Annotated in this window: 27 protein-coding genes; 23 read left to right on the top strand and 4 right to left on the bottom strand. The window is 65.3% G+C overall.

Annotated elements, in window-relative coordinates:
- Nucleotides 1-4 precede the first annotated feature (4 nt).
- Nucleotides 5-1,057 carry a S49 family peptidase gene (locus tag ABS45_RS06040; protein WP_291554107.1) on the top strand — a complete coding sequence of 351 codons (1,053 nt, stop codon included), beginning with the start codon at nt 5-7 and terminating at the stop codon, nt 1,055-1,057.
- A gap of 29 nt (nt 1,058-1,086) precedes the next feature.
- Here ABS45_RS06040 and ABS45_RS06035 read toward each other — a convergent pair whose 3' ends face one another.
- The 3 genes from ABS45_RS06035 to ABS45_RS06025 are packed head-to-tail and all read right to left on the bottom strand — an operon-like array spanning nt 1,087 to nt 3,236.
- Nucleotides 1,087-1,869, bottom strand: coding sequence for a crotonase/enoyl-CoA hydratase family protein (locus tag ABS45_RS06035; RefSeq protein ID WP_291554105.1), 783 nt, complete (start codon nt 1,867-1,869; stop codon nt 1,087-1,089).
- Nucleotides 1,870-2,640: an SAM-dependent methyltransferase gene (locus ABS45_RS06030; protein ID WP_291554103.1), complete on the bottom strand. Its 771-nt coding sequence runs from the start codon at nt 2,638-2,640 to the stop codon at nt 1,870-1,872.
- Entirely contained in the window at nt 2,637-3,236 is a 600-nt protein-coding gene (locus ABS45_RS06025; RefSeq protein ID WP_291554101.1) for a Maf family nucleotide pyrophosphatase, read from the bottom strand. The genes ABS45_RS06030 and ABS45_RS06025 overlap by 4 nt, the downstream gene beginning before the upstream one ends.
- Before the next feature lie 25 nt (nt 3,237-3,261).
- Between ABS45_RS06025 and ABS45_RS06020 the strand changes: the two genes are divergently transcribed.
- From ABS45_RS06020 to ABS45_RS05915, 22 genes are all read left to right on the top strand, one after another.
- Nucleotides 3,262-3,813, top strand: a complete 552-nt coding sequence (locus ABS45_RS06020; protein WP_291554100.1) for a YceD family protein — start codon at nt 3,262-3,264, stop codon at nt 3,811-3,813.
- 112 nt (nt 3,814-3,925) lie between these two features.
- Complete coding sequence (gene rpmF, locus ABS45_RS06015) at nt 3,926-4,117, top strand: 50S ribosomal protein L32 (protein WP_291554098.1); 192 nt, start codon at nt 3,926-3,928, stop codon at nt 4,115-4,117.
- A 128-nt stretch (nt 4,118-4,245) separates the two neighbouring features.
- A complete protein-coding gene (gene plsX, locus ABS45_RS06010; protein ID WP_291554096.1) occupies nt 4,246-5,301 on the top strand; it encodes a phosphate acyltransferase PlsX in 1,056 nt (351 codons plus the stop codon).
- On the top strand, nt 5,301-6,281 hold the full coding sequence (locus ABS45_RS06005; protein ID WP_291554094.1) for a beta-ketoacyl-ACP synthase III: 981 nt from the start codon (nt 5,301-5,303) through the stop codon (nt 6,279-6,281). Before plsX ends, ABS45_RS06005 begins: the two co-directional genes overlap by 1 nt.
- Before the next feature lie 52 nt (nt 6,282-6,333).
- Nucleotides 6,334-7,287 (top strand): ACP S-malonyltransferase, encoded by a 954-nt coding sequence (fabD, locus tag ABS45_RS06000; RefSeq protein ID WP_291554092.1) that lies wholly within the window; start codon nt 6,334-6,336, stop codon nt 7,285-7,287.
- Nucleotides 7,284-8,024, top strand: a complete 741-nt coding sequence (gene fabG / locus ABS45_RS05995) for a 3-oxoacyl-ACP reductase FabG (RefSeq protein ID WP_291554090.1) — start codon at nt 7,284-7,286, stop codon at nt 8,022-8,024. The genes fabD and fabG overlap by 4 nt, the downstream gene beginning before the upstream one ends.
- Nucleotides 8,025-8,115: 91 nt before the next feature.
- Complete coding sequence (gene acpP / locus ABS45_RS05990; protein WP_003058049.1) at nt 8,116-8,355, top strand: acyl carrier protein; 240 nt, start codon at nt 8,116-8,118, stop codon at nt 8,353-8,355.
- Nucleotides 8,356-8,420: 65 nt separating this feature from the next.
- Nucleotides 8,421-9,665: a beta-ketoacyl-ACP synthase II gene (gene fabF / locus ABS45_RS05985; RefSeq protein WP_291554088.1), complete on the top strand. Its 1,245-nt coding sequence runs from the start codon at nt 8,421-8,423 to the stop codon at nt 9,663-9,665.
- 48 nt (nt 9,666-9,713) lie between these two features.
- On the top strand, nt 9,714-10,169 hold the full coding sequence (locus ABS45_RS05980) for a hypothetical protein (protein WP_291554086.1): 456 nt from the start codon (nt 9,714-9,716) through the stop codon (nt 10,167-10,169).
- Nucleotides 10,166-10,798, top strand: a complete 633-nt coding sequence (gene rpoE / locus ABS45_RS05975) for an RNA polymerase sigma factor RpoE (RefSeq protein WP_291554084.1) — start codon at nt 10,166-10,168, stop codon at nt 10,796-10,798. The genes ABS45_RS05980 and rpoE overlap by 4 nt, the downstream gene beginning before the upstream one ends.
- A gap of 33 nt (nt 10,799-10,831) precedes the next feature.
- The gene (locus tag ABS45_RS05970; RefSeq protein ID WP_291554083.1) at nt 10,832-11,434 is read left to right on the top strand and encodes a sigma-E factor negative regulatory protein; all 603 of its coding nucleotides are present in this window, start codon (nt 10,832-10,834) and stop codon (nt 11,432-11,434) included.
- A gap of 97 nt (nt 11,435-11,531) precedes the next feature.
- Nucleotides 11,532-13,004 carry a DegQ family serine endoprotease gene (locus ABS45_RS05965; RefSeq protein ID WP_291554081.1) on the top strand — a complete coding sequence of 491 codons (1,473 nt, stop codon included), beginning with the start codon at nt 11,532-11,534 and terminating at the stop codon, nt 13,002-13,004.
- A gap of 169 nt (nt 13,005-13,173) precedes the next feature.
- Nucleotides 13,174-14,982: a translation elongation factor 4 gene (gene lepA, locus ABS45_RS05960; RefSeq protein ID WP_291554079.1), complete on the top strand. Its 1,809-nt coding sequence runs from the start codon at nt 13,174-13,176 to the stop codon at nt 14,980-14,982.
- On the top strand, nt 14,979-15,956 hold the full coding sequence (lepB, locus tag ABS45_RS05955; protein WP_291554077.1) for a signal peptidase I: 978 nt from the start codon (nt 14,979-14,981) through the stop codon (nt 15,954-15,956). Before lepA ends, lepB begins: the two co-directional genes overlap by 4 nt.
- A gap of 14 nt (nt 15,957-15,970) precedes the next feature.
- Nucleotides 15,971-16,336 carry a DUF4845 domain-containing protein gene (locus ABS45_RS05950; RefSeq protein WP_291554075.1) on the top strand — a complete coding sequence of 122 codons (366 nt, stop codon included), beginning with the start codon at nt 15,971-15,973 and terminating at the stop codon, nt 16,334-16,336.
- Between the two features lie 14 nt (nt 16,337-16,350).
- Nucleotides 16,351-17,019 carry a ribonuclease III gene (rnc, locus tag ABS45_RS05945; protein WP_291554073.1) on the top strand — a complete coding sequence of 223 codons (669 nt, stop codon included), beginning with the start codon at nt 16,351-16,353 and terminating at the stop codon, nt 17,017-17,019.
- The gene (gene era, locus ABS45_RS05940; protein WP_291554071.1) at nt 17,016-17,954 is read left to right on the top strand and encodes a GTPase Era; all 939 of its coding nucleotides are present in this window, start codon (nt 17,016-17,018) and stop codon (nt 17,952-17,954) included. Before rnc ends, era begins: the two co-directional genes overlap by 4 nt.
- Nucleotides 17,955-17,985: 31 nt before the next feature.
- A complete protein-coding gene (gene recO / locus ABS45_RS05935) occupies nt 17,986-18,741 on the top strand; it encodes a DNA repair protein RecO (protein ID WP_291554069.1) in 756 nt (251 codons plus the stop codon).
- Nucleotides 18,738-19,508 (top strand): pyridoxine 5'-phosphate synthase, encoded by a 771-nt coding sequence (locus tag ABS45_RS05930; protein ID WP_291554067.1) that lies wholly within the window; start codon nt 18,738-18,740, stop codon nt 19,506-19,508. The genes recO and ABS45_RS05930 overlap by 4 nt, the downstream gene beginning before the upstream one ends.
- Nucleotides 19,505-19,954, top strand: a complete 450-nt coding sequence (gene acpS / locus ABS45_RS05925; protein WP_291554065.1) for a holo-ACP synthase — start codon at nt 19,505-19,507, stop codon at nt 19,952-19,954. The genes ABS45_RS05930 and acpS overlap by 4 nt, the downstream gene beginning before the upstream one ends.
- A gap of 173 nt (nt 19,955-20,127) precedes the next feature.
- Nucleotides 20,128-21,210 carry a beta-N-acetylhexosaminidase gene (gene nagZ, locus ABS45_RS05920; RefSeq protein ID WP_291554064.1) on the top strand — a complete coding sequence of 361 codons (1,083 nt, stop codon included), beginning with the start codon at nt 20,128-20,130 and terminating at the stop codon, nt 21,208-21,210.
- A gap of 2 nt (nt 21,211-21,212) precedes the next feature.
- Nucleotides 21,213-22,268 (top strand): ATP-dependent 6-phosphofructokinase, encoded by a 1,056-nt coding sequence (locus ABS45_RS05915; protein WP_291554321.1) that lies wholly within the window; start codon nt 21,213-21,215, stop codon nt 22,266-22,268.
- A 103-nt stretch (nt 22,269-22,371) separates the two neighbouring features.
- Here ABS45_RS05915 and ABS45_RS05910 read toward each other — a convergent pair whose 3' ends face one another.
- Nucleotides 22,372-23,301 carry an alpha/beta hydrolase gene (locus tag ABS45_RS05910; RefSeq protein ID WP_291554062.1) on the bottom strand — a complete coding sequence of 310 codons (930 nt, stop codon included), beginning with the start codon at nt 23,299-23,301 and terminating at the stop codon, nt 22,372-22,374.
- Nucleotides 23,302-23,306: the final 5 nt, after the last annotated feature.

Here is a 23,306-nt window from a genome sequence, read left to right as displayed (position 1 = left end):
TTCCATGACCGATGCCCATCGCCCCGAATCCCAGGATTTGGAGCAAAAACCGCCTGTAGCGCCCGACCTGTGGGCGCAGTCAGCTACTGAAAACAAAGCAGAAAAGACGGACAACGCTGGCCGCGCAGACCCCTGGGAGCGCGAGGTGCTGGAAAAGCTCGTGCTCGCCACCGTGGCCGAGCAGCGCGCCGCGCGGCGCTGGCGCATCTTCTGGCGTCTGCTGTGGCTGGCGATCCTGGGGGCCATCGTGTGGGGCATCTCCAGCTCCACGCGCGACCTCACCGGCGTTGCCAAAAGCACACCCCATACCGCGGTGATAGACATCAAGGGCGAGATCGCCGCGGACGGGCCGACCAGTGCCGACGGCGTGGTGGCTTCGTTGCGCAGCGCGTTTGACGATGCAGGCGCACAGGCGGTGGTGCTGCTGGTGAATTCGCCCGGTGGCAGCCCGGTGCAGGCGGGCATCATCAACGACGAAATTTTCCGTCTGAAGAAGCAGCACGACAAGCCGGTGTACGCCGTGGTCGAGGAAAGCGCCGCCTCGGCAGCCTATTACATCGCCTCGGCCGCCGATGCCATCTATGTGGACAAGGCGAGCATCGTCGGCTCCATCGGCGTGCTGATGGACGGCTTTGGTTTTACCGGCACTATGGACAAGCTGGGGGTGGAGCGGCGCTTGCTCACCGCTGGCGCCAACAAGGGCTTCCTTGATCCGTTCAGCCCGATGTCCGAGGAGCAGCGCGCCTATGCGCTGAAGATGCTGGAGCAGATCCACCAGCAGTTCATCGATGTCGTGAAAAAGGGTCGGGGCGACCGCCTGAAAATCACGCCCGAGACCTTCAGCGGGCTGTTCTGGACCGGCCAGCAGGCGGTGACCATGGGCCTGGCGGACCAGCTTGGCAGCCTGGACTATGTCGCGCGCGAGGTGGTGAAGGCCGAGGACATCGTGGACTACACCCAGCGCGACAACTTCGCCGAGCGCCTGGCGCGCCGCTTTGGTGCGGCGCTGGGCGCAGGGGCGATTCAGGCGCTGCGCAGCGCACCACTGCTGCGCTGAACTGCCCGGGCGCGCGAGCCGGGCGGCGTTCAGCGCCCGCTGTCCGCCGCTCCGTGCCGGCCATGCCCCTGCGTGAAACGCGCCGCGCCAGCGGCACCTTCGGCCGCCACGATGGGCACGCCCAGGCGCCCTTCCTGGCACAGCGCCTCGGGCGCTGACAGATTCCACTGTGCATAGGCCGACGCACGGTCGGCCAGCATGCAGCGCTGCGGGAAGGCGGCCAGCTCGCGTGCCAGCATTTCGGCAGCGGCCAAGGCGCCGCCGTGCGCAACGACGCGGTTCACCAGGCCCATGGACAGCGCTTCGGCGGCGCCCACGGCGCGCCCGGTGAGGATCAGATCGAGCGCGTGGCCCATGCCGATCAGGCGTGGCAGACGCACCGTGCCGCCGTCAATCAGCGGCACGCCCCAACGGCGGCAGAACACGCCCAGTTGCGCATCCTCGGCCGCCACGCGCAGGTCGGCCAGCAACGCCAGCTCCAGCCCGCCAGCGACCGCATACCCTTCGATGGCGGCGATGAGCGGTTTGGTCAGCGCCATGCGGGTCGGTCCCATGGGTGCGTTCGGGCCGCCAGCGGGATCGAGCTCGTTGCGCAGCCGCGGGTCGGCCACCGCGGCAAGGTCTGCACCGGCGCAGAAATGCCCACCCGCGCCATGCAGCACCGCCACGCGCAGGCTGTCGTCGGCCTCGAAGCGCTCGAAAGCCGAGCGCAGCGCGTCCGCCATCGGGCGGTGCACCGCATTGCGTTGCGCCGGGCGCTGCAGGGTGATGAGCGCGACCGGGCCGCGCGCTTCGAAGAGGACGTCTTGCATTCAGGCTCCGATGGCAAACACGGTGGGCAGACGTGGCACCGCGCCATCGTGCGCCTTGCGCCAGGCGCTCACCGGCCTGCAGTGCACCCGGGCCTGTGCCAGCGTCAGGCCGCTGGCGCATGCCAGTCGGGTGCCCGGCTGCAGGTGCTGCAGCAGAGCGCTCCAGAGTGCGGTGTTGCGGTACGGTGTTTCAATGAAAACCTGGGTCTGGCCGTGTTTCAGGGCCAGGGCTTCCAACTGGTGGATCCGCTTCACACGCTCGGCCGCATCCTGCGGCAGGTAGCCGATGAAGGCGAAGTTCTGCCCGTTCAGGCCGCTGGCCGCGAGCGCCAGCAGCAGCGAGACCGGGCCCACGAGAGGCACCACGCGCGCACCCGCGTCGTGCGCGGCGCGCACCACCGCGCTGCCCGGGTCGGCCACGGCAGGCATGCCGGCTTCACTCACCAGCCCCAGGTCATGCCCCTGCAGCAGCGGCGCGAGCAGCGGGCGAGCGTCAAAGCCGCCCGCATGGTCCCCTTTCTTGTGGACCGCGTGCGGCAGCTCGGTGATCTGCTGCTCCTGCAGCGGCGCGGCCAGCGGCAGGTGCTCCGCGACGCGCTTCAGATAGGCGCGGCAGCTCTTTGCGTTCTCGCAAATCCAGTGCGTGAGCTGGGCGGCGCGCTGCAGCGTCGCCTCGGGCAGCACGTCGGTGAGCGGTGCCAGCGGCTCACAGCCGAAGTCCAGCGGCGTCGGCACCAGCCAGAGCGTGCCGGGCGGCGTCGGGCGGCTCATGGCAGCACCATCCCGGCAGCGCGCAGCATGCGGCAGACGCGGATCAGCGGCAGGCCAACGAGGGCCGTCGGGTCGTCGCTTTCAATCGCATCCAGCAGCGCGATGCCCAGCCCCTCGCTCTTGGCGCTGCCGGCGCAGTCATAGGGTTGCTCTGCGCGCAGGTAGCGTTCGATTTCTCCAGGCGAGAGTGGGCGAAAGCGCACGCGCACCGGTGCCAGATCGGTTTGCGCAAAGCCGCTGGCCTGGCATGCCACGGTGACAGCGGTGTGAAACACGACGCTCTGGCCGCTCATCCGCGTGAGCTGCTGCACGGCGCGCTCGTGGCTCCCCGGTTTGCCCAGGGGCTCACCGGCCAGGTCCGCCACCTGATCGGAGCCGATCACCAGCGCCTGCGGGTGCTGCGAAGCCACCGCCTGTGCCTTGGCGCTCGCCAGGCGCAGTGCCAGCGCACGCGGCGCTTCGCCGAGCAGCGGCGTTTCGTCCACCTCGGGCGCGACGACCTCAAACGTCAGCCCCAGGCGCTGCAGCAGTTCGCGCCGGTAGCGCGAGGTCGAACCGAGGATCAGCGGGTGTGAAATGCGAACTGCTTGCGTCATGCCTTGATTCTCTTACACTGCTTTCATGACCAAGGAGTTCTCTGCTGACCGGCTTGACGTCAAGGCCTTCGCGCAGGCGAAGGCGCGCCTTGCCAGTCATGATTCATTGCTCAAGTACAAGCGGCTGTCGCAGAGCGCGCACAAGCTGCACCCGGAGCTGTATGTCGACTGGTCTGCAGAGGGCGAATTGCGCGACCGGCTCGGAAGCAGCCCGCAGCCGTGGCTGCATCTGAAGGCGCAGGCGACGTTCCCTATGGTCTGCCAGCGCTGCATGCAGCCGATGGATGTGCCGCTGCAGGTCGATCGGCTGTTTCGCTTCGTGCACGACGAGGTAACGGCAGAGGCGCAGGATGGCGAGAGCGAGGAAGATGTGCTGGTGCTGTCGCGCGAATTCAACCTGCGCGAGCTGGTCGAGGATGAGCTGCTGCTGGACTTGCCGCTGGTGCCGCGCCACGACGAATGCCCGGTGCCGGTGCAAATGAGTGCGGGCGAGGAAGACCTGGCGCCCGAACCGGCGCCCGCCAACAACCCGTTTGCGGCGCTGGCCGGGCTGCAGATGCACAAGCCCAAAAACTGATGCTTGGGCAAATGCACCGAATGATTTACAATCCTTGGTTTCGCGTAATTGCGCTTGTGTCTTTGACGGGCTGAGCGCTTGGCCCGATTCCCCCAGACACCAGGAGCCCACCATGGCCGTTCAGCAAAACAAGAAATCGCCCTCCAAGCGGGGCATGCATCGCTCGCACAATGCGCTCAAGGCGCCGGGCACGGCGCTTGAGCCGACCACCGGCGAAGTGCATTTGCGCCATCACATCAGCCCCAACGGCTACTACCGTGGGCGCCAGGTGATCAAGGCCAAGGGCGACGACGCCGAAGTCTGATGCCCGGCGCCTATGGCGCTGCTGCATTGGTTGTGCCTCAAGGCCCGCAGCTACGTGACGGTAGCGCGGGCTTTTGTCGTTGTGGCAGCGGCCTACACTAGGCGGCTGCATTGAACACGAATTGAAGAATGATCACATTGGCTGTCGATTGCATGGGGGGTGACCACGGCGTGTCTGTCACGCTGCCTGCGTGCCGCCGCTTTCTGGATGGCCATCCGGACGCCCGGCTGCTGCTGGTGGGCCAGCCGCAGGCATTGGCGGCTTTCGCGCACGAACGTGCCACGCCGGTGGCGGCGAGCCAGGTGGTGGGCATGGACGATTCCGTGGAGGAGGCGCTCAGGCGCAAGCGCGATTCGTCGATGCGCGTGGCGATCCAGCAGGTCAAGGATGGCGCGGCGCAGGCGGCCGTGTCGGCGGGCAATACCGGGGCGCTGATGGCGACGGCGCGCTATCTGCTCAAGACGCTCGATGGCATCGATCGCCCGGCCATTGCCACGCAGATCCCGAATGCGCAGGGCGGCGCCACTACGGTGCTGGATCTGGGAGCGAATGTGGATTGCAGCGCGGAGCACCTGCTGCAGTTCGCGGTGATGGGGTCGGCGCTGGTGTCGGTGCTCAAGAACGACCCGCGGCCCACGGTGGGGCTGCTCAATGTGGGCGAGGAAGCGATCAAGGGCAGCGAGGAGATCAAGCGCGCCGGCGAATTGCTGCGCGCCGCGGCCGCCCGGGGCGACTTGAACTTCGTCGGCAACGTCGAGGGCAACGATATTTTCAAGGGTAGCGCCGATATCGTGGTCTGCGATGGCTTTGTCGGCAACGTCGCGCTCAAGACCATAGAGGGGCTGGCCTCGATGATTGGCGGTTTCCTCAAGGAAGAGTTTTCCCGCAATATTTTCACAAAATTAGCCGCTATCGTCGCTTATCCAGTGTTATCTGCGCTCAAAAAACGCATGGATCACCGGCGCTACAACGGCGCTGCGCTGCTCGGTCTGCGTGGCCTGGTGTTCAAGAGCCACGGTTCTGCCGATGCGCTGGCGTTCGAACAGGCGCTGGTGCGCGCGTATGATGCGGCTCGCAATGACCTGCTGGAGCGCGTGCGCACCCAGGTTGCGCGTGCGGCGCCCTTGCTGGCAGCCGCGGATATTTCGCCCGAACCCGCAAGCAACGCCTCTCCTGGACTTTGATGAGACGCTATTCCCGCATCGCCGGCACCGGCGGCTATCTGCCGCCGCGCCGAGTCAGCAACGACGAACTGGCGGCCGAACTGGCGCGGCGCGGCGTTGAAACTTCCGACACCTGGATCGTCGAGCGCACCGGCATCCACGCCCGGCATTTCGCGGCGCCCGATGTCGCCAGCAGCGACCTGGCGCTGCATGCGGCGCGCCAGGCCCTGGACGCGGCGGGTACTGCGCCCGACGAGATCGATCTCATCATCGTGGCCACTTCGACGCCGGACATGGTGTTTCCATCGACCGCGGCGATCCTGCAACACAAGCTCGGCATCACCAATGGCTGCGCGGCGTTTGACGTGCAAGCGGTCTGCAGCGGCTTCATCTACGCGCTGGCCGTGGCCGATGCGATGGTGCAGGCGGGCAGCGCGCGCTCGGCGCTGGTGGTCGGCAGTGAGGTCTTCAGCCGCATCCTCGATTTTTCCGATCGCACGACCTGCGTGCTGTTTGGCGACGGCGCGGGCGCGGTGGTGCTCAAGGCGTCCGAGACGCCCGGCATCCTCGCCAGCGATCTGCACGCCGATGGCCAGCATGTCGGCCTGCTGTGCGTGCCCGGCCATGTCTCGGGTGGCGCCATCCTGGGCGATCCCTTGCTCAAGATGGACGGTCAGGCGGTGTTCAAGCTGGCGGTGGGCGTGCTGGAGAAAACCGCGCATGCGACGCTGGCCAAAGCCGGCGTGACCGAGGCCGAGGTCGACTGGCTGGTGCCGCACCAGGCCAATATCCGCATCATGCTCAGCACCGCGCGGCGCCTGCACTTGCCGCCCGAGAAGGTGGTGGTAACGGTGGCCGAGCACGGCAATACCTCGGCCGCGTCGGTGCCGCTGGCGCTCGACGTGGCGGTGCGCGCCGGCCAGATCAAACCCGGCCAGAACGTGCTGCTGGAAGGCGTGGGCGGTGGGTTCACCTGGGGTTCTTTGCTTGTAAAAATGTAGCTATTAGCGCCCATTCAAAGGGCGCTAGCGGCCGATTTGATTGATATTTTCGATGCCATCTCCTTTTGCATTTGTCTTTCCGGGCCAGGGCTCGCAGTCGGTTGGCATGCTCGATTCGTGGGGCGATCATCCCGTGGTGGCGCAGGCATTGGCCGAGGCCTCCGATGCGCTGCACGAGGACGTCGCGGCGCTGATCCACGCTGGCCCCAAGGAAGCCTTGGCGCTCACCACCAACACCCAGCCGGTGATGCTGGTGGCAGGCGTGGCGGCCTGGCGCGTCTGGCGCGCCGAGGGTGGCGCGCTGCCGCTGGTGCTGGCCGGGCATTCATTGGGTGAATACTCCGCACTGGTGGCGGCCGGGGTGCTCACCCTGGCGCAAGCTGCGCCGCTGGTGCGCCTGCGGGCCCAGGCGATGCAGGACGCGGTGCCGGTGGGCACCGGTGCGATGGCCGCCATTCTCGGCCTGCCCGCAGGGCAGGTGATGGCCGGCTGCGCGCAAGCCAGCGAGAGCTTTGGCGCCGGTTCCGCCGAGGTGGTCGAGGCGGTGAATTTCAACGATCCGGCGCAGACGGTGATTGCCGGTACGGTTGCCGGCGTGGCCAAGGGCTGCGAGGTGCTCAAGGCGGCAGGGGCCAAGCGGGCGCTGCCGCTGCCGGTTTCGGCGCCGTTTCACTCCAGTCTGATGAAGCCGGCGGCGGAAAAGCTCAAGGCGGCGTTGGAGCAGCTTGATCTGGCGCCGCCGCAGATTCCCGTGATCAACAACGTCGATGTGCTGGTGCAGCAGGACGCCGGCGCCATCCGCGATGCGCTCTACCGCCAGGCCTTCGGCCCGGTGCGCTGGGTGGAAACGGTGCAGGCCATCAAGGCCCGTGGCATGACGCATGTGGTGGAGTGCGGCCCGGGCAAGGTGCTTTCCGGCATGGTCAAGCGCATTGATGCGACCTTGGCCAGCGCCTGTTTGCAGGATCCGGCGTCGCTGGCTGAAATCAAGGAGATGCTCGCATGAACGCACCCGATGCCAACCGTATTGCGCTGGTGACGGGCGCCACCCGCGGCATTGGCGCCGCTGTCGCAGCCGAGTTGGCGGCGCGTGGCTGCACCGTGATCGGCACCGCCACCACGGCGGACGGCGCGGCGCGCATCAGCGCGGCGCTGGCGCCGCAGGGCGGCAAGGGCGTGTCGCTGGATGTGACCGATGGCGCGGCCGTGCTGGCGCTGGTGGATGCCATCGTCAAGGAGCATGGCGGCCTGCATGTGCTGGTGAACAACGCCGGCATCACGCGCGATCAGCTTGCGATGCGCATGAAGGATGATGAATGGGATGCGGTCATCGATACCAATCTCAAGGCGGTATTTCGCGTCAGCCGCGCGGTGATTCGCCCCATGATGAAGCAGCGCTTCGGGCGCATCGTGAGCATCACCAGCGTGGTGGGCGCCTCGGGCAACCCGGGGCAGGCCAATTACGCAGCTGCCAAGGCCGGCGTGGCCGGCATGACCCGCGCACTGGCGCGTGAACTGGCCAGCCGCGGCATCACCGTCAATTGCGTGGCGCCGGGATTCATTGCCACCGACATGACGGCCAGTCTGCCGCAGGAGCAGAAGCAGGCGCTGCTGACGCAGATTCCGTTGGGTGCGCTGGGCCGTCCCGAGGACATCGCGCAGGCCGTGGCTTACCTCGCCAGCGATGGCGCGGGCTATGTCACCGGGCAGGAATTGCACGTCAACGGCGGCATGCACATGTAATGCGCGGCGACTTGGCTGCCGTGCCTTTGGGTGCGTTACCCCTTGCAGCTAGAATCGCCACTCTGTTCACAACCCCCAGAGGGAACCCCCCATGAGCGATATCGAAGCACGTGTCAAGAAAATCATCGCCGAGCAACTCGGCGTGGAAGAGTCCCAGGTCACCAATGAAAAAGCCTTCGTGGCCGATCTGGGTGCCGACTCGCTGGACACGGTCGAGCTGGTGATGGCGCTGGAAGATGAATTCGGCATCGAGATCCCTGACGAAGACGCAGAGAAGATCACCACGGTGCAGAACGCCATCGACTACGCCAATACCCACCAGAAGGCATAAACGCCGCTTTGCCGCACCCCGCAACTGGCGGGGACCCTGCGGCGCAACTTTGGAAAGCTGAACGCATGAGCCGACGTCGCGTCGTCGTGACTGGTCTGGGCTGTGTCACTCCCGTGGGGAACACGGTGCGTGAGGCCTGGGCCAACATCCTTGCCGGCCGCTCCGGCATTGGTCCCATCACCCGGTTTGACGCTTCGGCGTTTTCCTGCCGCATCGCGGGCGAAGTCAAGGGTTTCGATCTCAACGCCTACATGACGCCCAAGGAAGCGCGCACGATGGATACCTTCATCCATTACGGTGTCGCCGCAGCCGACGAGGCCGTGCTTGATGCGGGGCTGCCGACGGGCGAAGCGCTCGGCGAGGAACTGGCCGAGCGCATAGGCTGCATCGTGGGCTCGGGCATCGGCGGCCTGCCGCTGATCGAAGACACCCATGCCGAACTCGCCAGCCGCGGCCCCCGGCGCATCACGCCGTTTTTTGTGCCGGCATCCATCATCAATATGGTGGCGGGGCATGTGTCCATGCGTTTTGGCTTCAAGGGCCCCAATTTGTCGGTGGTGACGGCCTGCACGACGGGCCTGCACTGCATCGGCGAGGCGGCGCGCAAGATCGAATACGGTGATGCCGATGTGATCGTCGCCGGCGGTACCGAGGCCACCGTCTCGCCGCTCGGCGTAGGCGGCTTTGCGGCCATGCGGGCACTGTCCACGCGCAACGACGATCCGCAGGCGGCCTCGCGCCCCTGGGACAAGGACCGCGATGGTTTTGTGCTCGGCGAGGGCGCCGGCGTCATGGTGCTCGAGGAGTACGAGCACGCCAAGGCGCGCGGCGCAAGGATTTACGCCGAGCTGTCCGGCTATGGCATGAGCGCCGACGCCGGCCACATGACGGCGCCCAACATGGACGGCCCGCGCCGGGCGATGGTCGCGGCCTTGCGCAATGCCGGTGTCAACGCCGACGAGGTTGACTATCTGAACGCGCACGGCACCTCCACGCCGTTGGGTGACATCAATGAAACCAACGCCATCAAGGCGGCGCTGGGCGATGCGGCGCGCAAGGTGGTCGTGAGCTCCACCAAATCCATGACGGGCCACCTGCTGGGTGGCGCGGGTGGCATCGAAAGCGTGTTCACCGTGCTGGCGCTGCGCGAACAGAAGGTGCCGCCGACGATCAATCTGGCCCATCAGGACCCGGAGTGCGACCTGGATTACTGTGCCAACACGGCGCGTGACATGGCGCTCAGGATCGCCGTCAAGAACAACTTCGGCTTTGGCGGGACCAATGGCACGCTGGTGTTCCGGCGTGTGTGACACGAGCGCCGGTTAGGGAGCCGGACAGGGCTGCCCAAGCGATTCCAGATGCGCGATACCGCATACCTGCCACCTGCAGTCAGCTATCCTTTTTCCAGACCCCGGGTGCTCGCGCGCGCAGCACTGGCTGTAGCGTTGCTGGGTCTGGGGGTGCTGCTGCTCTGGCTCGCCGCTCAGCCGGTGCGCCCCGGCCCCTGGATCCTTGGTTTGGGAACCTGGCTGGTCAGCGCCGTGCTCGCACTGACTTGGTGGCGTGGCACCGGCAGCGGTGCATTTGCCTGGGGTGGCAGTGACGGCTGGTGGATCACGGCGGGAGGGCGGGCGCGGGAGCATTGCCTGTCGCCCCGGGTGTGCCTGGACCTTCAGTCCAGCCTGTTGCTGCGTGTAGAGCGGCAAGGCGGTGCCAGTGAATGGTTGTGGCTTGAGCAGGGCCTGCTGCCGCAGCGCTGGCCCAGCTTGCGCCGCGCCCTGGCGGCCGATCGTGCCGCGAGGGGTAGAGCATGAACCCCGGACAGGAGCCCGGCGACCCGCCCAACAGCGACCTGCAACTGGTGGAGCGCACGGTCGCGGGCGACCAGCATGCCTATGAGCTGCTGGTGATCAAGTACCAGCGGCGCATCGAACGCCTGATCGGACGCATGGTGCGTGATGTGGATCTGGTGCAGGATATTGCACAGGAGACGTTTCTACGCGCGTACCGCGCCCTGCATCAGTTCCGTGGTGATGCGCAGTTCTATACCTGGCTCTATCGGATTGCAGTCAACACGGCGAAAAAGTCGCTCATGGACCTCAAGCGCGACCCTTTGATCACGGAAAGCGCCTTGCGCGGGGCCGCAGAGGACGATGATGAAACTTCTGTGCTGACCCGTGAACTAACCACCGACGAAACGCCTGAAACCGTGCTTGCAGCCCAGGAAGTGGCGCAAGCCGTCAATCTGGCGCTTGAGGCGCTTCCGGCGGAGTTGCGTCAGGCGGTGACCTTGCGCGAGATCGAAGGCTTGAGCTATGAGGAGATCGCGCAGGTGATGGCTTGTCCCATAGGTACGGTGCGTTCGCGGATTTTCCGTGCGCGCGAGGCGATTTCGGCCAAGGTCAAGCCCTTGCTGGAGCGCCAGTCGGGCAAGCGCTGGTGATGGTGGTGAAGCTGGCTCAATGGGAATGACACCATGAACGATGAAGTATCAATGCGTGAATGCCTGTCGGCGCTGGCCGACGGTGAACTGCCCGGCCATGAGTGCCCACAGGCGCTGGCCTATGCGCGCACCGATGAAGGCAGGGCATCGTGGCAGACCTATCACGTGATCGGCGATGTGATGCGTGGCGTGGACGCCATGCCTGCGCTGGATGTTTCCATGCTGGAGGGGCTGCGCGCGCGGATTGCCCAGGAGCGCCCCTCCGTGGTCTTGGCTGCTGATGCAGAGCCCGTGGTGAATGTTCAGGCGCATGCGACGGAAGCCGCCAACGGCTCGGTGCGGCACTGGAAGCTCGCAGCGGGTTTCGCGTCGCTGACGGCGGCCGTCGCGCTGGGCTGGACGGCGTATTCCAATCTGGGTACGCCATCGGTGGCAGGCATGCAATTGGCAAGCAACGTGGTGCCATCGGGCACGGCGACGACCCCGGTGCGGTTGGTGGTGAACCCGCAGGGCGTGATCCGTGATCCGCAGCTCGATGAGCTGATGCGTCAATCGGGGCGCTACGGCGGCATGAGCGTGCAGCAGCGCGAGCCTTTTTTGCGCAATGTCGGCTTGCAGGGCCAATCCCGACGCTGAGCGTGCCGGGCGCATCGAGGCTGCACAAGGGCCGCCCTGGAGGGGCGGCTCTTGTTATTGAATATCGGAGAGAGCGAGGATGGCAATGAAGTGGTGCATGAAGGCGAAGGATGGCGTACTGTCGGTGGCGTTGGCGGGCGCACTTGCGCTCGCGGCCGCAGCAGCAACGGTGCTGGTGCCCACGCAGGCGCAGGCGCAATCGGCCCCCGTGGTGCGCGGGCTGCCCGATTTCACCGAGCTGGTGGATCTGGTCGGCCCTTCGGTGGTGAACATCCGCACGCTGGAGAAGGTCGATCCCGACAACGCTGCTGACGGACCGGATGAGGACATGCTGGAATTCTTCCGGCGTTTCGGCATCCCCGTCCCCAACATGCCGCGCCGGCGTGGCCAGCGCCCCGGCGGCTCACCGCAGGAGCAGCCGCGCGGCGTGGGCTCAGGCTTCATCCTGACCGCGGACGGCTATGTGATGACCAACGCCCATGTCGTCGATGGCGCCGATGAGGTGATGGTGACGCTGACCGACAAGCGCGAGTTCAAGGCGAAGATCATCGGCGCCGACAAGCGCTCCGACATCGCCGTGGTGAAGATCGATGCCACGGGCCTGCCTGCCGTCAAGATCGGCGACGTTTCGCGGCTGAAGGTGGGCGAATGGGTCATGGCCATTGGCTCGCCGTTCGGTCTCGACAACACCGTCACTGCCGGCATCGTCAGCGCCAAGCAGCGTGACACGGGCGACTACCTGCCGTTCATCCAGACCGATGTCGCGATCAATCCCGGCAATTCCGGAGGGCCTCTGATCAACATGCGCGGCGAGGTGGTAGGCATCAACAGCCAGATTTATTCGCGTTCGGGTGGTTTCATGGGGATCTCGTTCGCCATTCCCGTCGATGAGGCGATGCGCGTGAGCGACCAGTTGCGCACATCCGGACGGGTCAGCCGCGGTCGCATCGGGGTGCAGATCGAGCCGGTGACCAAAGACATTGCCGACTCCATGGGCCTTGCCAAGCCGCAGGGTGCCTTGGTGCGCGGGGTGGAAGTGGGCTCGCCCGCGCAGAAGGCCGGTATCGAGGCCGGTGACGTGATCACGCAATACGACGGCAAGGCGGTTGAGAAATTCTCCGACCTTCCGCGCATGGTCGGCAACACCAAGCCTGGCACCAAGACCACGGTCACGGTATGGCACCGTGGCAGTTCGCGCGACCTGTCCATCACGATTGCCGAGGTGCAGCCGAACGAGAAAGTGGCTGCCAAAGACGATGACAGCCAGTCGCACGCCGACAAGCCGTCCAAGATGGCACAGCGCTGGGGTCTAGTGGTGCATGCGTTGCCAGCGGATGAAGCCAAGGAGTTGCGCATCAAGGGCGGCGTCAAGGTTGTGAGCTCGGATGGCCCTGCGGCACGTGCGGGCCTGAAGGCCGGCGACGTGATCTTTGCGCTGTCCAATACCGATATCGGCTCGGTCAGCGAGTTTGAAGGACTGCTTGCCAAGGCCGACGGGAAGAAGCCGCTGAGCGTGATGTTCCGCCGCGGCGATTGGGCGCAATACACCCTGATTCGCCCGGAACGTTGAGTGTTCTGCCCGGTAAAATCGACCTGGATGGCGGCCATCGGTCGCCAGCGCGTCGCTACAATGGCTCCCCTACGCTTGCAAGCGAGTTGATCCGGGGCGCGTCGCATCGCTGACGCGCCCTTTTTCATGGGTCGGGCGCAAGGCTGAACCGCATGAATACGGTTGTCGGATGAAACACATCAGGAATTTTTCGATCATTGCGCACATCGACCACGGCAAGTCGACGCTGGCCGACCGCATCATCCAGCGCTGCGGTGGTTTGCAGGAGCGCGAGATGCAGGCGCAGGTGCTCGATTCGATGGAGATCGAGAAAGAGCGCGGCATCACCATCAAGGCGCAGACCGCCGCGCTGCAATACAAGGCGCAGGACGGCCAGATCTACAACCTGAACCTGATCGACACGCCCGGGCATGTGGACTTTTCCTATGAGGTGAGCCGTTCGCTTTCGGCCTGCGAGGGTGCGCTGCTGGTGGTCGATGCGAGCCAGGGCGTCGAGGCGCAGACGGTGGCCAACTGCTACACCGCGCTCGACCTGGGCGTGGAAGTGCTGCCGGTGCTCAACAAGATGGATCTGCCGCAGGCTGACCCCGACACCGCCAAGGCCGAAATCGAGGACGTGATCGGCATCGACGCGACCAATGCGATTCCCTGCTCGGCCAAGACCGGCACGGGCATAGACGAGATTCTGGAGGCCGTGGTAGCCAAGGTGCCGCCGCCCAGGGGCGATGCCGATGGCCCGCCGCGCGCGATGATCATCGACTCATGGTTCGACAGCTACGTCGGCGTGGTGATGCTGGTGCGCATGGTGGATGGCATGCTGAAAAAAGGTGAGCGCATCAAGCTGATGGCAACTGGTTCGGCCTACGAGATCAATCAGATTGGCGTCTTCACGCCGGCCAATCTGCCGCGCGAACAATTGCGTGCCGGTGAAGTGGGATACGTGATCTGCGGCATCAAGGAGCTCAAGGCAGCCAAGGTGGGCGACACCATCACGCTGGAGAAAAAGCTGCCCAACAACGCCGGGCCCGCGGTGCAGGCGCTGCCCGGCTTCAAGGAAATCCAGCCGCAGGTGTTTGCCGGGCTGTACCCGACCGAGGCCAACCAGTACGACCAGTTGCGCGATGCGCTGGAAAAGCTGCAGCTCAACGACGCCTCGCTGCATTTCGAGCCCGAGGTCAGCCAAGCGCTGGGTTTCGGCTTTCGCTGCGGTTTTCTCGGCCTGCTGCACATGGAGATCGTGCAGGAGCGCCTGGAGCGCGAGTTCGATCAGGACCTGATCACCACCGCGCCGAGCGTGGTGTATGAGGTGCTCAAGGGCGACGGTGAGCTGATTCACGTGGAAAACCCTTCCAAGATGCCCGAGCCGGGCCACATCGAGGAGGTGCGGGAACCCATCGTCACCGTGCATCTGTACATGCCGCAGGACTACGTCGGCCCGGTGATGACGCTGGCCAACCAGAAGCGCGGCGTGCAGATGAACATGCAGTACCACGGCCGCCAGGTGATGCTCACCTACGAGCTGCCGCTGGGCGAGATCGTGCTCGACTTCTTTGACAAGCTCAAATCCATCTCGCGCGGCTATGCCTCGATGGACTACAGCTTCAAGGAGTACCGCGCGTCCGACGTCGTCAAGGTGGACATCCTTCTCAACGGCGAGAAAGTGGATGCGCTCTCCATCATCGTGCACCGCAGCCAGGCCCAATACCGTGGCCGCGCGGTGGTCGCGAAGATGCGCGAGATCATCAGTCGCCAGATGTTTGATGTGGCGATCCAGGCGGCGATCGGCGCCAACATCATCGCGCGCGAGACGGTGAAGGCGCTGCGCAAGAACGTGCTGGCCAAGTGCTATGGCGGCGACATCACGCGCAAGCGCAAGCTGCTGGAAAAGCAGAAGGCCGGCAAGAAACGCATGAAGCAGATTGGCACCGTCGAGGTGCCGCAAGAGGCGTTCCTGGCCATCTTGCAAGTAGAGGATTGATGTTTATGCAAGCCATCACAGCCGTTGTGCTCGCGGCCTTTGTCGCCTACCTGGGTGCGTGGTACTTTGGCGCGATCGAAGGCAATTTCGCCTTGCTGCTCATGCTCGCGACCCTGGTGACGGGGCTGTATTGGCTGGCCGAGCGGTTTTATTTCCTGCCCCAGCGCAGGCGTGCGGCGCAGGCGGTGCAGCAGGCGGCGGCGCAGCGTCGCAGTGAGCTGGAGCGCATGGGTATTGCGAAAACGGATGATGACAACGCCAGAGAGGCCGAGGGTCGCCTGCTGGCGCAGCCCTGGTGGCTGGACTGGACGGCAGGGCTGTTCCCGGTGATTTGCGCGGTGTTCCTGCTGCGCTCGTTTCTGTTCGAGCCGTTCAAGATCCCGTCGGGCTCCATGATTCCGACCTTGATGGTGGGCGACCTGATTCTGGTCAACAAATACACCTACGGTCTGCGCCTACCGGTGTTCAACACGCGCCTGACGCAGGGCAATGCACCACAGCGCGGCGACGTGATGGTGTTTCGCTACCCGCCGCAGCCGAGTCTGGACTACATCAAGCGGGTGGTGGGAGTGCCGGGTGACGAAGTGGCTTATCTGAACAAGCGCCTGACCATCAACGGCAAGGAAGTGCCGCTGAAGGACTTGCCCGAATTCTTCGATGCGGATGCGATGCGCTACTTTGCCCGGCGACAGGAGCAACTGGGCCTGCACACGCACGACATCATCCTGAACAAGGATGTGCCCGCCTTTGTGCAGGGGGCGAGCGAATTCCGATACCGCGACCACTGCACCTACAGCATCGAGGGCGTGGTGTGCAAGGTGCCGGCGGGCCACTATTTCATGATGGGTGACAACCGCGATAATTCGCTCGATTCGCGCTACTGGGGGTTCGTGCCCGAACAGAACATCGTCGGCAAGGCCTTTTTTGTCTGGATGAATTTCGGTAACCTCAAGCGCATTGGTTCATTCGATTGACAAAGGGAGCAACTATGGCGGCACGGCGCAATGCACTACGGTCCCGGCAACGGGGCATGTCGTTTTTCGGGCTTGTTTTCATCGGTGTTTTTGCTGTCGCGATATTTGCGATTGGTGGTCAATCGGTGCCTATCCTGATCGAGTACCAGGCCATCAAGAAAGCCGCAACCAAGGCAGCGCGCGAACAGACCACCGTCGCCGGCGTGCGCGCGGATTTCGACCGTGCCGCAACCATCGATGACATCACGTCCATCAGCGGCAAGGATCTTGAAATCACCAAGCGCAACGACAAGGTGGTCGTGTCTTACAAATACGAGCGCGAGATTGCCCTGTTCGGGCCGGCCTATCTGGTCTACCGCTTCCAGGACTCTGTCGATTAGTGGATACATCGTCGATGGCTGCGCTGCAGCAGCGGCTGCAGCATCGTTTTTCCAATCAACGCCTGCTGCAGCAGGCCGTGACGCACCGCAGCTTTGGCGCCGAGCACTACGAGCGCCTGGAGTTTCTCGGCGATGCGGTGCTGGAGCTGGCGGTCTCCAACCTTCTGTTCACGCACATGCAGGATCTGCCAGAGGGCGAGCTCTCGCGCGTGCGGGCGCTGCTGGTGCGCCAGGATTCGCTGCACCGCATAGCGCTGGACTTGCGCCTGCCCTCGGTGATCCGCTTGGGCGAAGGGGAGGCGCGTTCGGGCGGGCGCGAGCGCCCTTCCATCCTGGCCGATGCGGTCGAAGCGCTGATAGGCGCAGTTTTCCTTGATGCCGGCTACGATGCCGCGCGGCAGCTGGTGGAGCACCTGTTTGAAGGCGTGCAGCTGAATGCGCGCCTGCAGACCGCGGCCAAGGATGCCAAGACCGCGCTGCAGGAATGGCTGCAGGGCAGGCGTATGCAGTTGCCGCGTTATGAGGTCGTGCGCACGAGCGGCGAGGCGCATGAGCAGACTTTTGAAGTGCGCTGCGAGGTGGTGGAGCGACAGCTGGTTGAAAATGGACAAGGCTCTTCACGCCGCGCTGCCGAGCAGATGGCGGCCCGAGCCATGTTGCAACGTCTGGAAACGTACCGATGACCGATCCTGAATCTACCTTGCCTGAGGCTGCGGACGCCGCGCAGCGGCGCTGCGGACTGATTGCGATCGTCGGCAAGCCCAATGTCGGCAAGTCCACGCTCATGAATGCGCTGGTGGGCCAGAAGATTTCCATCACCAGCCGCAAGGCGCAGACCACGCGCCACCGCATCCTGGGCATCCGCACGCGTGGCGCGGCGCAGTTCGTGTTCGTCGATACCCCGGGCTTTCAGACCCGCCACGGCTCGGCGCTGAACAAATCGCTCAACAAGGCGGTGATGGGTGCCATCAGCGATGTGGATGTGGTGCTTTTCGTGGTGGAAGCAGGGCGTTTCACGCTCCAGGATGCCAAGGTGCTGAGCCTGCTCAAGGAGAGCATTCCCACCCTGCTGGTGGCCAACAAACTCGATACCGTGCACCGCCGTGCGGAGATCGCTCCCTGGCTGCGCGACATGCAGGAGCGCCACGCGTTTGCCGAGTTCGTGCCGATGACGGCCAAGAAGCCGGCAGACATCGAGCGGCTGCTGACCATCGTGGAGAACTACCTGCCCGAGCAGGACTGGTGGCACGAAGAGGATGAGCTGACCGACCGCAGCGAGCGGTTCCTCGCCAGCGAAACGGTGCGTGAAAAGCTGTTTCGGCTCACCGGTGATGAGCTGCCCTACACCTCCACGGTCGTCATCGAGCAAATCCAGGAAGAGCCCAGCCCCAAGCATGGGCGCTTCGTGCGCATTGCCGCGACCATCATCGTTGAGCGCGACAGCCACAAGGCCATGGTGATTGGTGACAAGGGCGAATTGCTCAAGCGCATCGGCTCCGAGGCACGTCAGGAGCTGGAGCGCCTGATGCAAGCCAAGGTGTTTCTTGAAATCTGGGTCAAGGTGCGATCCGGCTGGGCCGATGACGAGGCGCGCGTGCGCTCATTCGGCTATGAGTGAGGCGGTCTGACTGTCCGCATCGAACGCCGTCATGGCTGTCCGCCGCATTGCCGATGAACCGGCCTTCATTCTGCACAACTACCCTTTCAGTGAATCCAGCCTGATTCTGGAGGTCTTCACCCGCGGCCATGGCCGGGTGGTGCTGCTGGCCAAGGGAGCCAAGAAACCGACTTCGAACTTCCGCCCGGTGCTGCTGCCCTTGCAGCCCTTGCGCCTGTCCTGGAGCGTGGGCGGCGGTGAGGGTGAGGTGCATGCCCTCAAGGGCGCGGAATGGGTGGGCGGCCATGTCATGCCGGTGGGCGATGCGCTGCTCTCCGGCCTCTATCTCAATGAGCTTTTGATGCGGCTGCTGGCACGCGACGATCCGCACCCGACGCTGTTTGACCTGTATGCGGGCGTGGTGCGCGTGCTCGGCGGTGGCGAGCATGGCGACACGCTGGAGCCGGTGCTGCGGGCGTTCGAGCTGTTGCTGCTGCGTCACATCGGACTGCTGCCCGCGCTGGACGCTGAAACGGCCTCACTGATGCCCTTGTCGCCGGATGCCGCCTACGTGCTCGTGGCCGATGGCCTGCGCAGGGCCTCGCCCGAGGACCGAGTGGCGCTGGCCGGGCGCGATTGGCTGGCATTGCAGAAAGCCCTGGATGGCGATGAGATCTATGTCGCAGCGCTGCGCGCCTGCGCCCCGGTTGCCGCCGAGCTCAAAGCCCAACTGCGCGCGCTGCTGCAATACCATTGCGGCGCGCCGCTGCGCACGCGCCAGCTTTTGATGGATCTGCAATCGCTATGACTTCTGTTCCAGTCCGTACCCTGCTTTCGGTCAACGTCAACAAGGTGGCGCTGGTGCGCAACACGCGCCACCTCGGCATTCCGAGTGTGCTGCGCGCCGCGCGCCTGTGTCTGGAGGCGGGCGCGCATGGCATCACGGTACACCCGCGCCCCGACGAGCGCCACATTCGTGCGCACGACGTGAGCGATCTGGCCGAGCTGCTCGTCGCCTGGCCGGGGCGCGAGTTCAACATCGAGGGCAACCCCACGCACAACCTGATGGCCTTCATCCGTGCCGTGCGCCCGAGCCAGGCCACCTTCGTGCCCGACAGCGTGGGCCAGTTCACCAGTGACCACGGCTGGCGCTTTCCGCACGATGCGCAGCAGCTCGCGCCCCTGATCGCCGAATGCCGCGCCCTGGGCGTGCGCGTGAGCCTGTTCATGGATGCCGAGCCCGAACAGATGGCTGGGGCGCGCGCCGTCGGGGCCGACCGGGTCGAGCTCTACACCGAACCCTACGCCGCTGCCTGGGGCACTGATCGGCAAGACGCGCAGCTCCAGCGCTTTGCCGCTGCGGCGCAAGCGGCGCTGGATGCGGACCTGGGCATCAATGCCGGGCACGATCTGAACCTCGCCAACCTGGCGGCCTTCGTCGCGCGCGTGCCGGGCTTGCTGGAGGTCTCCATCGGTCACGCCTTCATCGCCGATGCGCTGGAGCAGGGCTATGCGCGCACGACGCAGGCCTATCTGGCCTGCCTGGACGAAGGCATGGCGCAGCGCGAGCCATGATCTACGGCATAGGCACCGATATCTGCGACGTGCGCCGCATTCGTGCGAGCCTTGCGCGCCACGGCGAGCGCTTTGCGCAAAAGATTCTGTGCGACGCGGAGCTCGCCACCTGGCAGGCGCGCAGCGCGCGCTGGCCCGACCGTGGCGTGCGCTACCTCGCCACGCGCTTTTCCGCCAAGGAGGCGTTTTCCAAGGCCATAGGCCTGGGCATGATCTGGCCCATGACCTGGCGCGCGTGCGAGATTGCCAAACTCGCCAGCGGCCAGCCCACCGTGCGCCTGCATGGCGAATTGGCAGAGTGGTTTGCCGCGCGCGCGCTCAGCTGCCACCTGAGCCTGAGCGATGAGAGCGACTACGCAGCGAGCTTTTGTGTGGTGGAAAAATGTGAACAAGATCCCCTGATCGGGCACATGCCTCGAACTCCTTCCCCTTCTGGGGGAGGGTAGGGATGGGGGCGTGCGCGCGAGCAGTGGTGTCTTCTGGCGCCGCAAGCCCCCACCCCAACCCTCCCCCAGAGGGGGAGGGGGAAAACCCTTTGTGAACCAAAAATATACAGGTCAAATCGGCCTCCAGCGCTTTTCCATAAAGCGCTAGCAGCTATCAAACAAGGAATTGATACATGGACCAGCACTCGCCCCTGATCATCGACATTGCAGGCGCGCAACTCACTGCGGCAGACCGCCGCCGCCTCAGGCATCCGCTGGTCGGCGGTCTGATCCTGTTTGCCCGCAATTGGGAAAACCGTGCCCAGCTCGTACAGCTCGTGGCCGAGATCAAGGCGCTGCGCGGTGATCTGCTGATCTGCGTCGATCACGAAGGCGGGCGCGTGCAGCGCTTCAAGAGCGACGGCTTCACCCACCTGCCGCCCATGCGCGCGCTGGGCGAGCTGTGGATGAACGATGGCAAGGCGGGCGAGGGCAGCGGCGCGATGCGCGCACTCGACGCGGCCACGGCCACCGGCTACGTGCTGGCGGCAGAGCTGCGCGCCTGCGGCGTCGATCTGTCGTTCACGCCGGTGCTGGATTTGGACTGGGGCGAGAGCACGGTGATTGGAGATCGGGCGTTTCACCGTGACCCGCGCGTGGTCGCAGCGCTGGCGCGCGCGCTGATGCACGGGCTGTTGCAAGCGGGCATGGCCAACTGCGGCAAGCACTTTCCGGGGCACGGTTTCGTCGCCGCCGATTCGCATACCGAGGTGCCGATCGACAAACGCAGCCTGTCCGCCATCCTGCAGGATGACGCCGCGCCGTATCAGTGGCTTTCCACGGCGCTTGCGAGCGTGATGCCCGCGCACGTCATCTACCCGCGCGTGGATCGCCGCCCGGCGGGTTTTTCCAGCCAATGGCTGCAGGGCATCCTGCGCGATCGCCTGGGCTTTGGCGGCGCCATCTTCAGTGATGACCTGAGCATGGAGGGCGCGCGCCGCATCGATGGCGCGCTGCTCAGCTACACCGACGCCGCCGTTGAGGCGTTGAATGCGGGCTGTGATCTGGTGCTGCTGTGCAACCAGAGCCTGGGCGACGGCGCGGCGATTGACGAGCTCTTGAATGGTCTTGCCAACGCCAGGGTGCTGGGCCGCTGGCAGCCCGACGCGGCGAGTGACGCGCGCCGCCAGGCCTTGCTGCCGCAAACCCCGCCGCTGCCCTGGGACGAGCTGATGCTGCACCCGGCCTATGTGCATGCGCTGGAGCTGCTGCCTTGAGTTTGCGCGTCGGCATCCTCACCGGTGGCGGCGATTGCCCGGGCCTCAACGCGGTGATCCGCGCCGTCACGAAGTCGCTCATCCACCACGGCCAGTGCGAGGTCATCGGCATACAGGATGGCTTCGATGGTCTGATGGGCGAGACCCCGCGCGTGCGAGCGCTCGACTGGCGCGAAGTCTCGGGCATCCTGCACATTGGCGGCACGATTCTGGGCACCAGCAACAGTGCCAACCCGCTCAAGAACCAAACCACGCTGGCGCGGGTAGCACGCAACCTGACGGTGCTGGCGCTGGACGTGATCGTCGTCATCGGCGGCGATGGCACCATGAGCCTGGCGCATGGCCTGACCGAAGCCACCGGCGTGCACTGCGTGGGCGTGCCCAAGACCATAGACAACGACATCGCGCACTGCGAGCACAGCTTCGGCTTTGACACGGCGGTGGCCACTGCCACCGAGGCGCTGCGCCGCATCGAGAGCACCGCCAGCAGTCACCACCGTGTGATGATCGTCGAGACCATGGGGCGGCGCGCCGGCTGGCTGGCGCTGGAATCGGGCATTGCCGGCGCGGCCGACGTCATCCTGCTGCCCGAGATCGATTACAGCGTGGACACCATCGTGCGCCACTGCCGCCAGCGCGAGCAGCGCCAGCGCTACACCATCATCTGCATGGGCGAGGGCGCGAAGGCGCAGGGTGCCAGCATGACGGTGCACGAGCGGGTGGAAGGCAGCCCCGACCCGGTGCGCCTGGGCGGCGTCGGCCACGTGCTGCGCTTGCAGTTGCAGCCCCACCTCAAGAGCGAGGTGCGCACGACGGTGCTCGGCCACGTGCAGCGCGGCGGCGAGCCCACGCCGTTTGATCGCATCCTCGCGACCCGCTTTGGCCATCGCGCGGCGCAACTCGTGCTGCAGCGCAAGTTCGGCCGCATGGTGACGCTGCGCGGCGCGCGCCTGGCGAGCGTGCCGATCGCCGATGTGGCCAATATCCAGCGCCTGGTCAGCCCTGCGCATGAGCTGGTGAAGATGGCGCGTGACATTGGCGTGTGCCTGGGGGATTGAGGGGTTGCGCCGCCTTCGTTGTTAGGGTTGCCTCGGCCGCTCTCATGTCCGCTCCATGTTGCTGCGGGTGCGCAAAAACCAGTCGCGGATCAGGCGGTGTCGCTCACGCTCCGATGGTCGCCGATTGAGGTGTGCGGGTTTGCAGTGAACCGGTCATGCGTTCGACCAACTGGCGTGCAGCGTGTTTGCCCTCGCTCACCGGAAGCAGGGGATAGACATGACAGGCACCAGGACAGACGGTGACGTGGAGGCGCTCGGCAACATCGGAACCCAGGCCGTGCACGCGCTGCTGCAGCAACAGCACGTCGGGGTAGAGGATGTCGTGTGTGCCGATGTAAATATCCATGGGCGGCAGCGCGTGCAACGGGCCGTGCAGCGGACTCAGGCGTGGGTCGAGGAGGTCTGTGCCTTTGGACCAGAGCTGGCCCGCGAGGATGGCTCCTGGCTTGGCCAGCCAGGGGTCCAGAGGTTCCAGCGCGTCAATGGCGGGGTTGGTGCAGCTGATGTCCAGCCAGGGGGACAGCAGCGTCAGTCCGTGTGGGCTGCGAAGACCTTGGGCGGCCAGGGTCTGGGCAAAACCCAATGCCAGGCCACCACCGGCCGAATCACCGGCCAGCAACACCTGTGTGCCAGGGCGCTCCAGCAGTTCGGCGTACAGCGTGGTCAGCATGGCATAGGCTTCGGCAAAGTGATGCTGCGGTGCCAAGCCGTAAAGCGGCACCTCCACGCGCAGGCCCGCGTCGGCCATGCGTGAGACCAACTGCCAGTGCTGGGGTACCATTTCGTTCACATAGCCGCCACCGTGCAGGTACAGCACGACGGCCTGGTCAGTTCCATGGCGCGGGGTGACGCTGTAGTGGCGAAACCCCAGGATGCTGCGCTCATGCACGGAGTGGCGCTGATGCAGCGCACGTGGCGGCTGGGGGTCGGCCTTGGGGCCATGGGCGTGAGCGCGAAAGCGCTCGGCATCAGCCCACAGGGGCTTGCGTGTGCGGCGCAGGTACCACGAAAGAGCGCGCATGCCCAGGCTCATCGGTA

It is taken from the genome of Comamonas sp. SCN 65-56 (assembly GCF_001724135.1).
Taxonomy (GTDB): Bacteria; Pseudomonadota; Gammaproteobacteria; order Burkholderiales; family Burkholderiaceae_C; genus Comamonas_C.
This window is presented reverse-complemented; position numbering and strand designations above follow the sequence as displayed.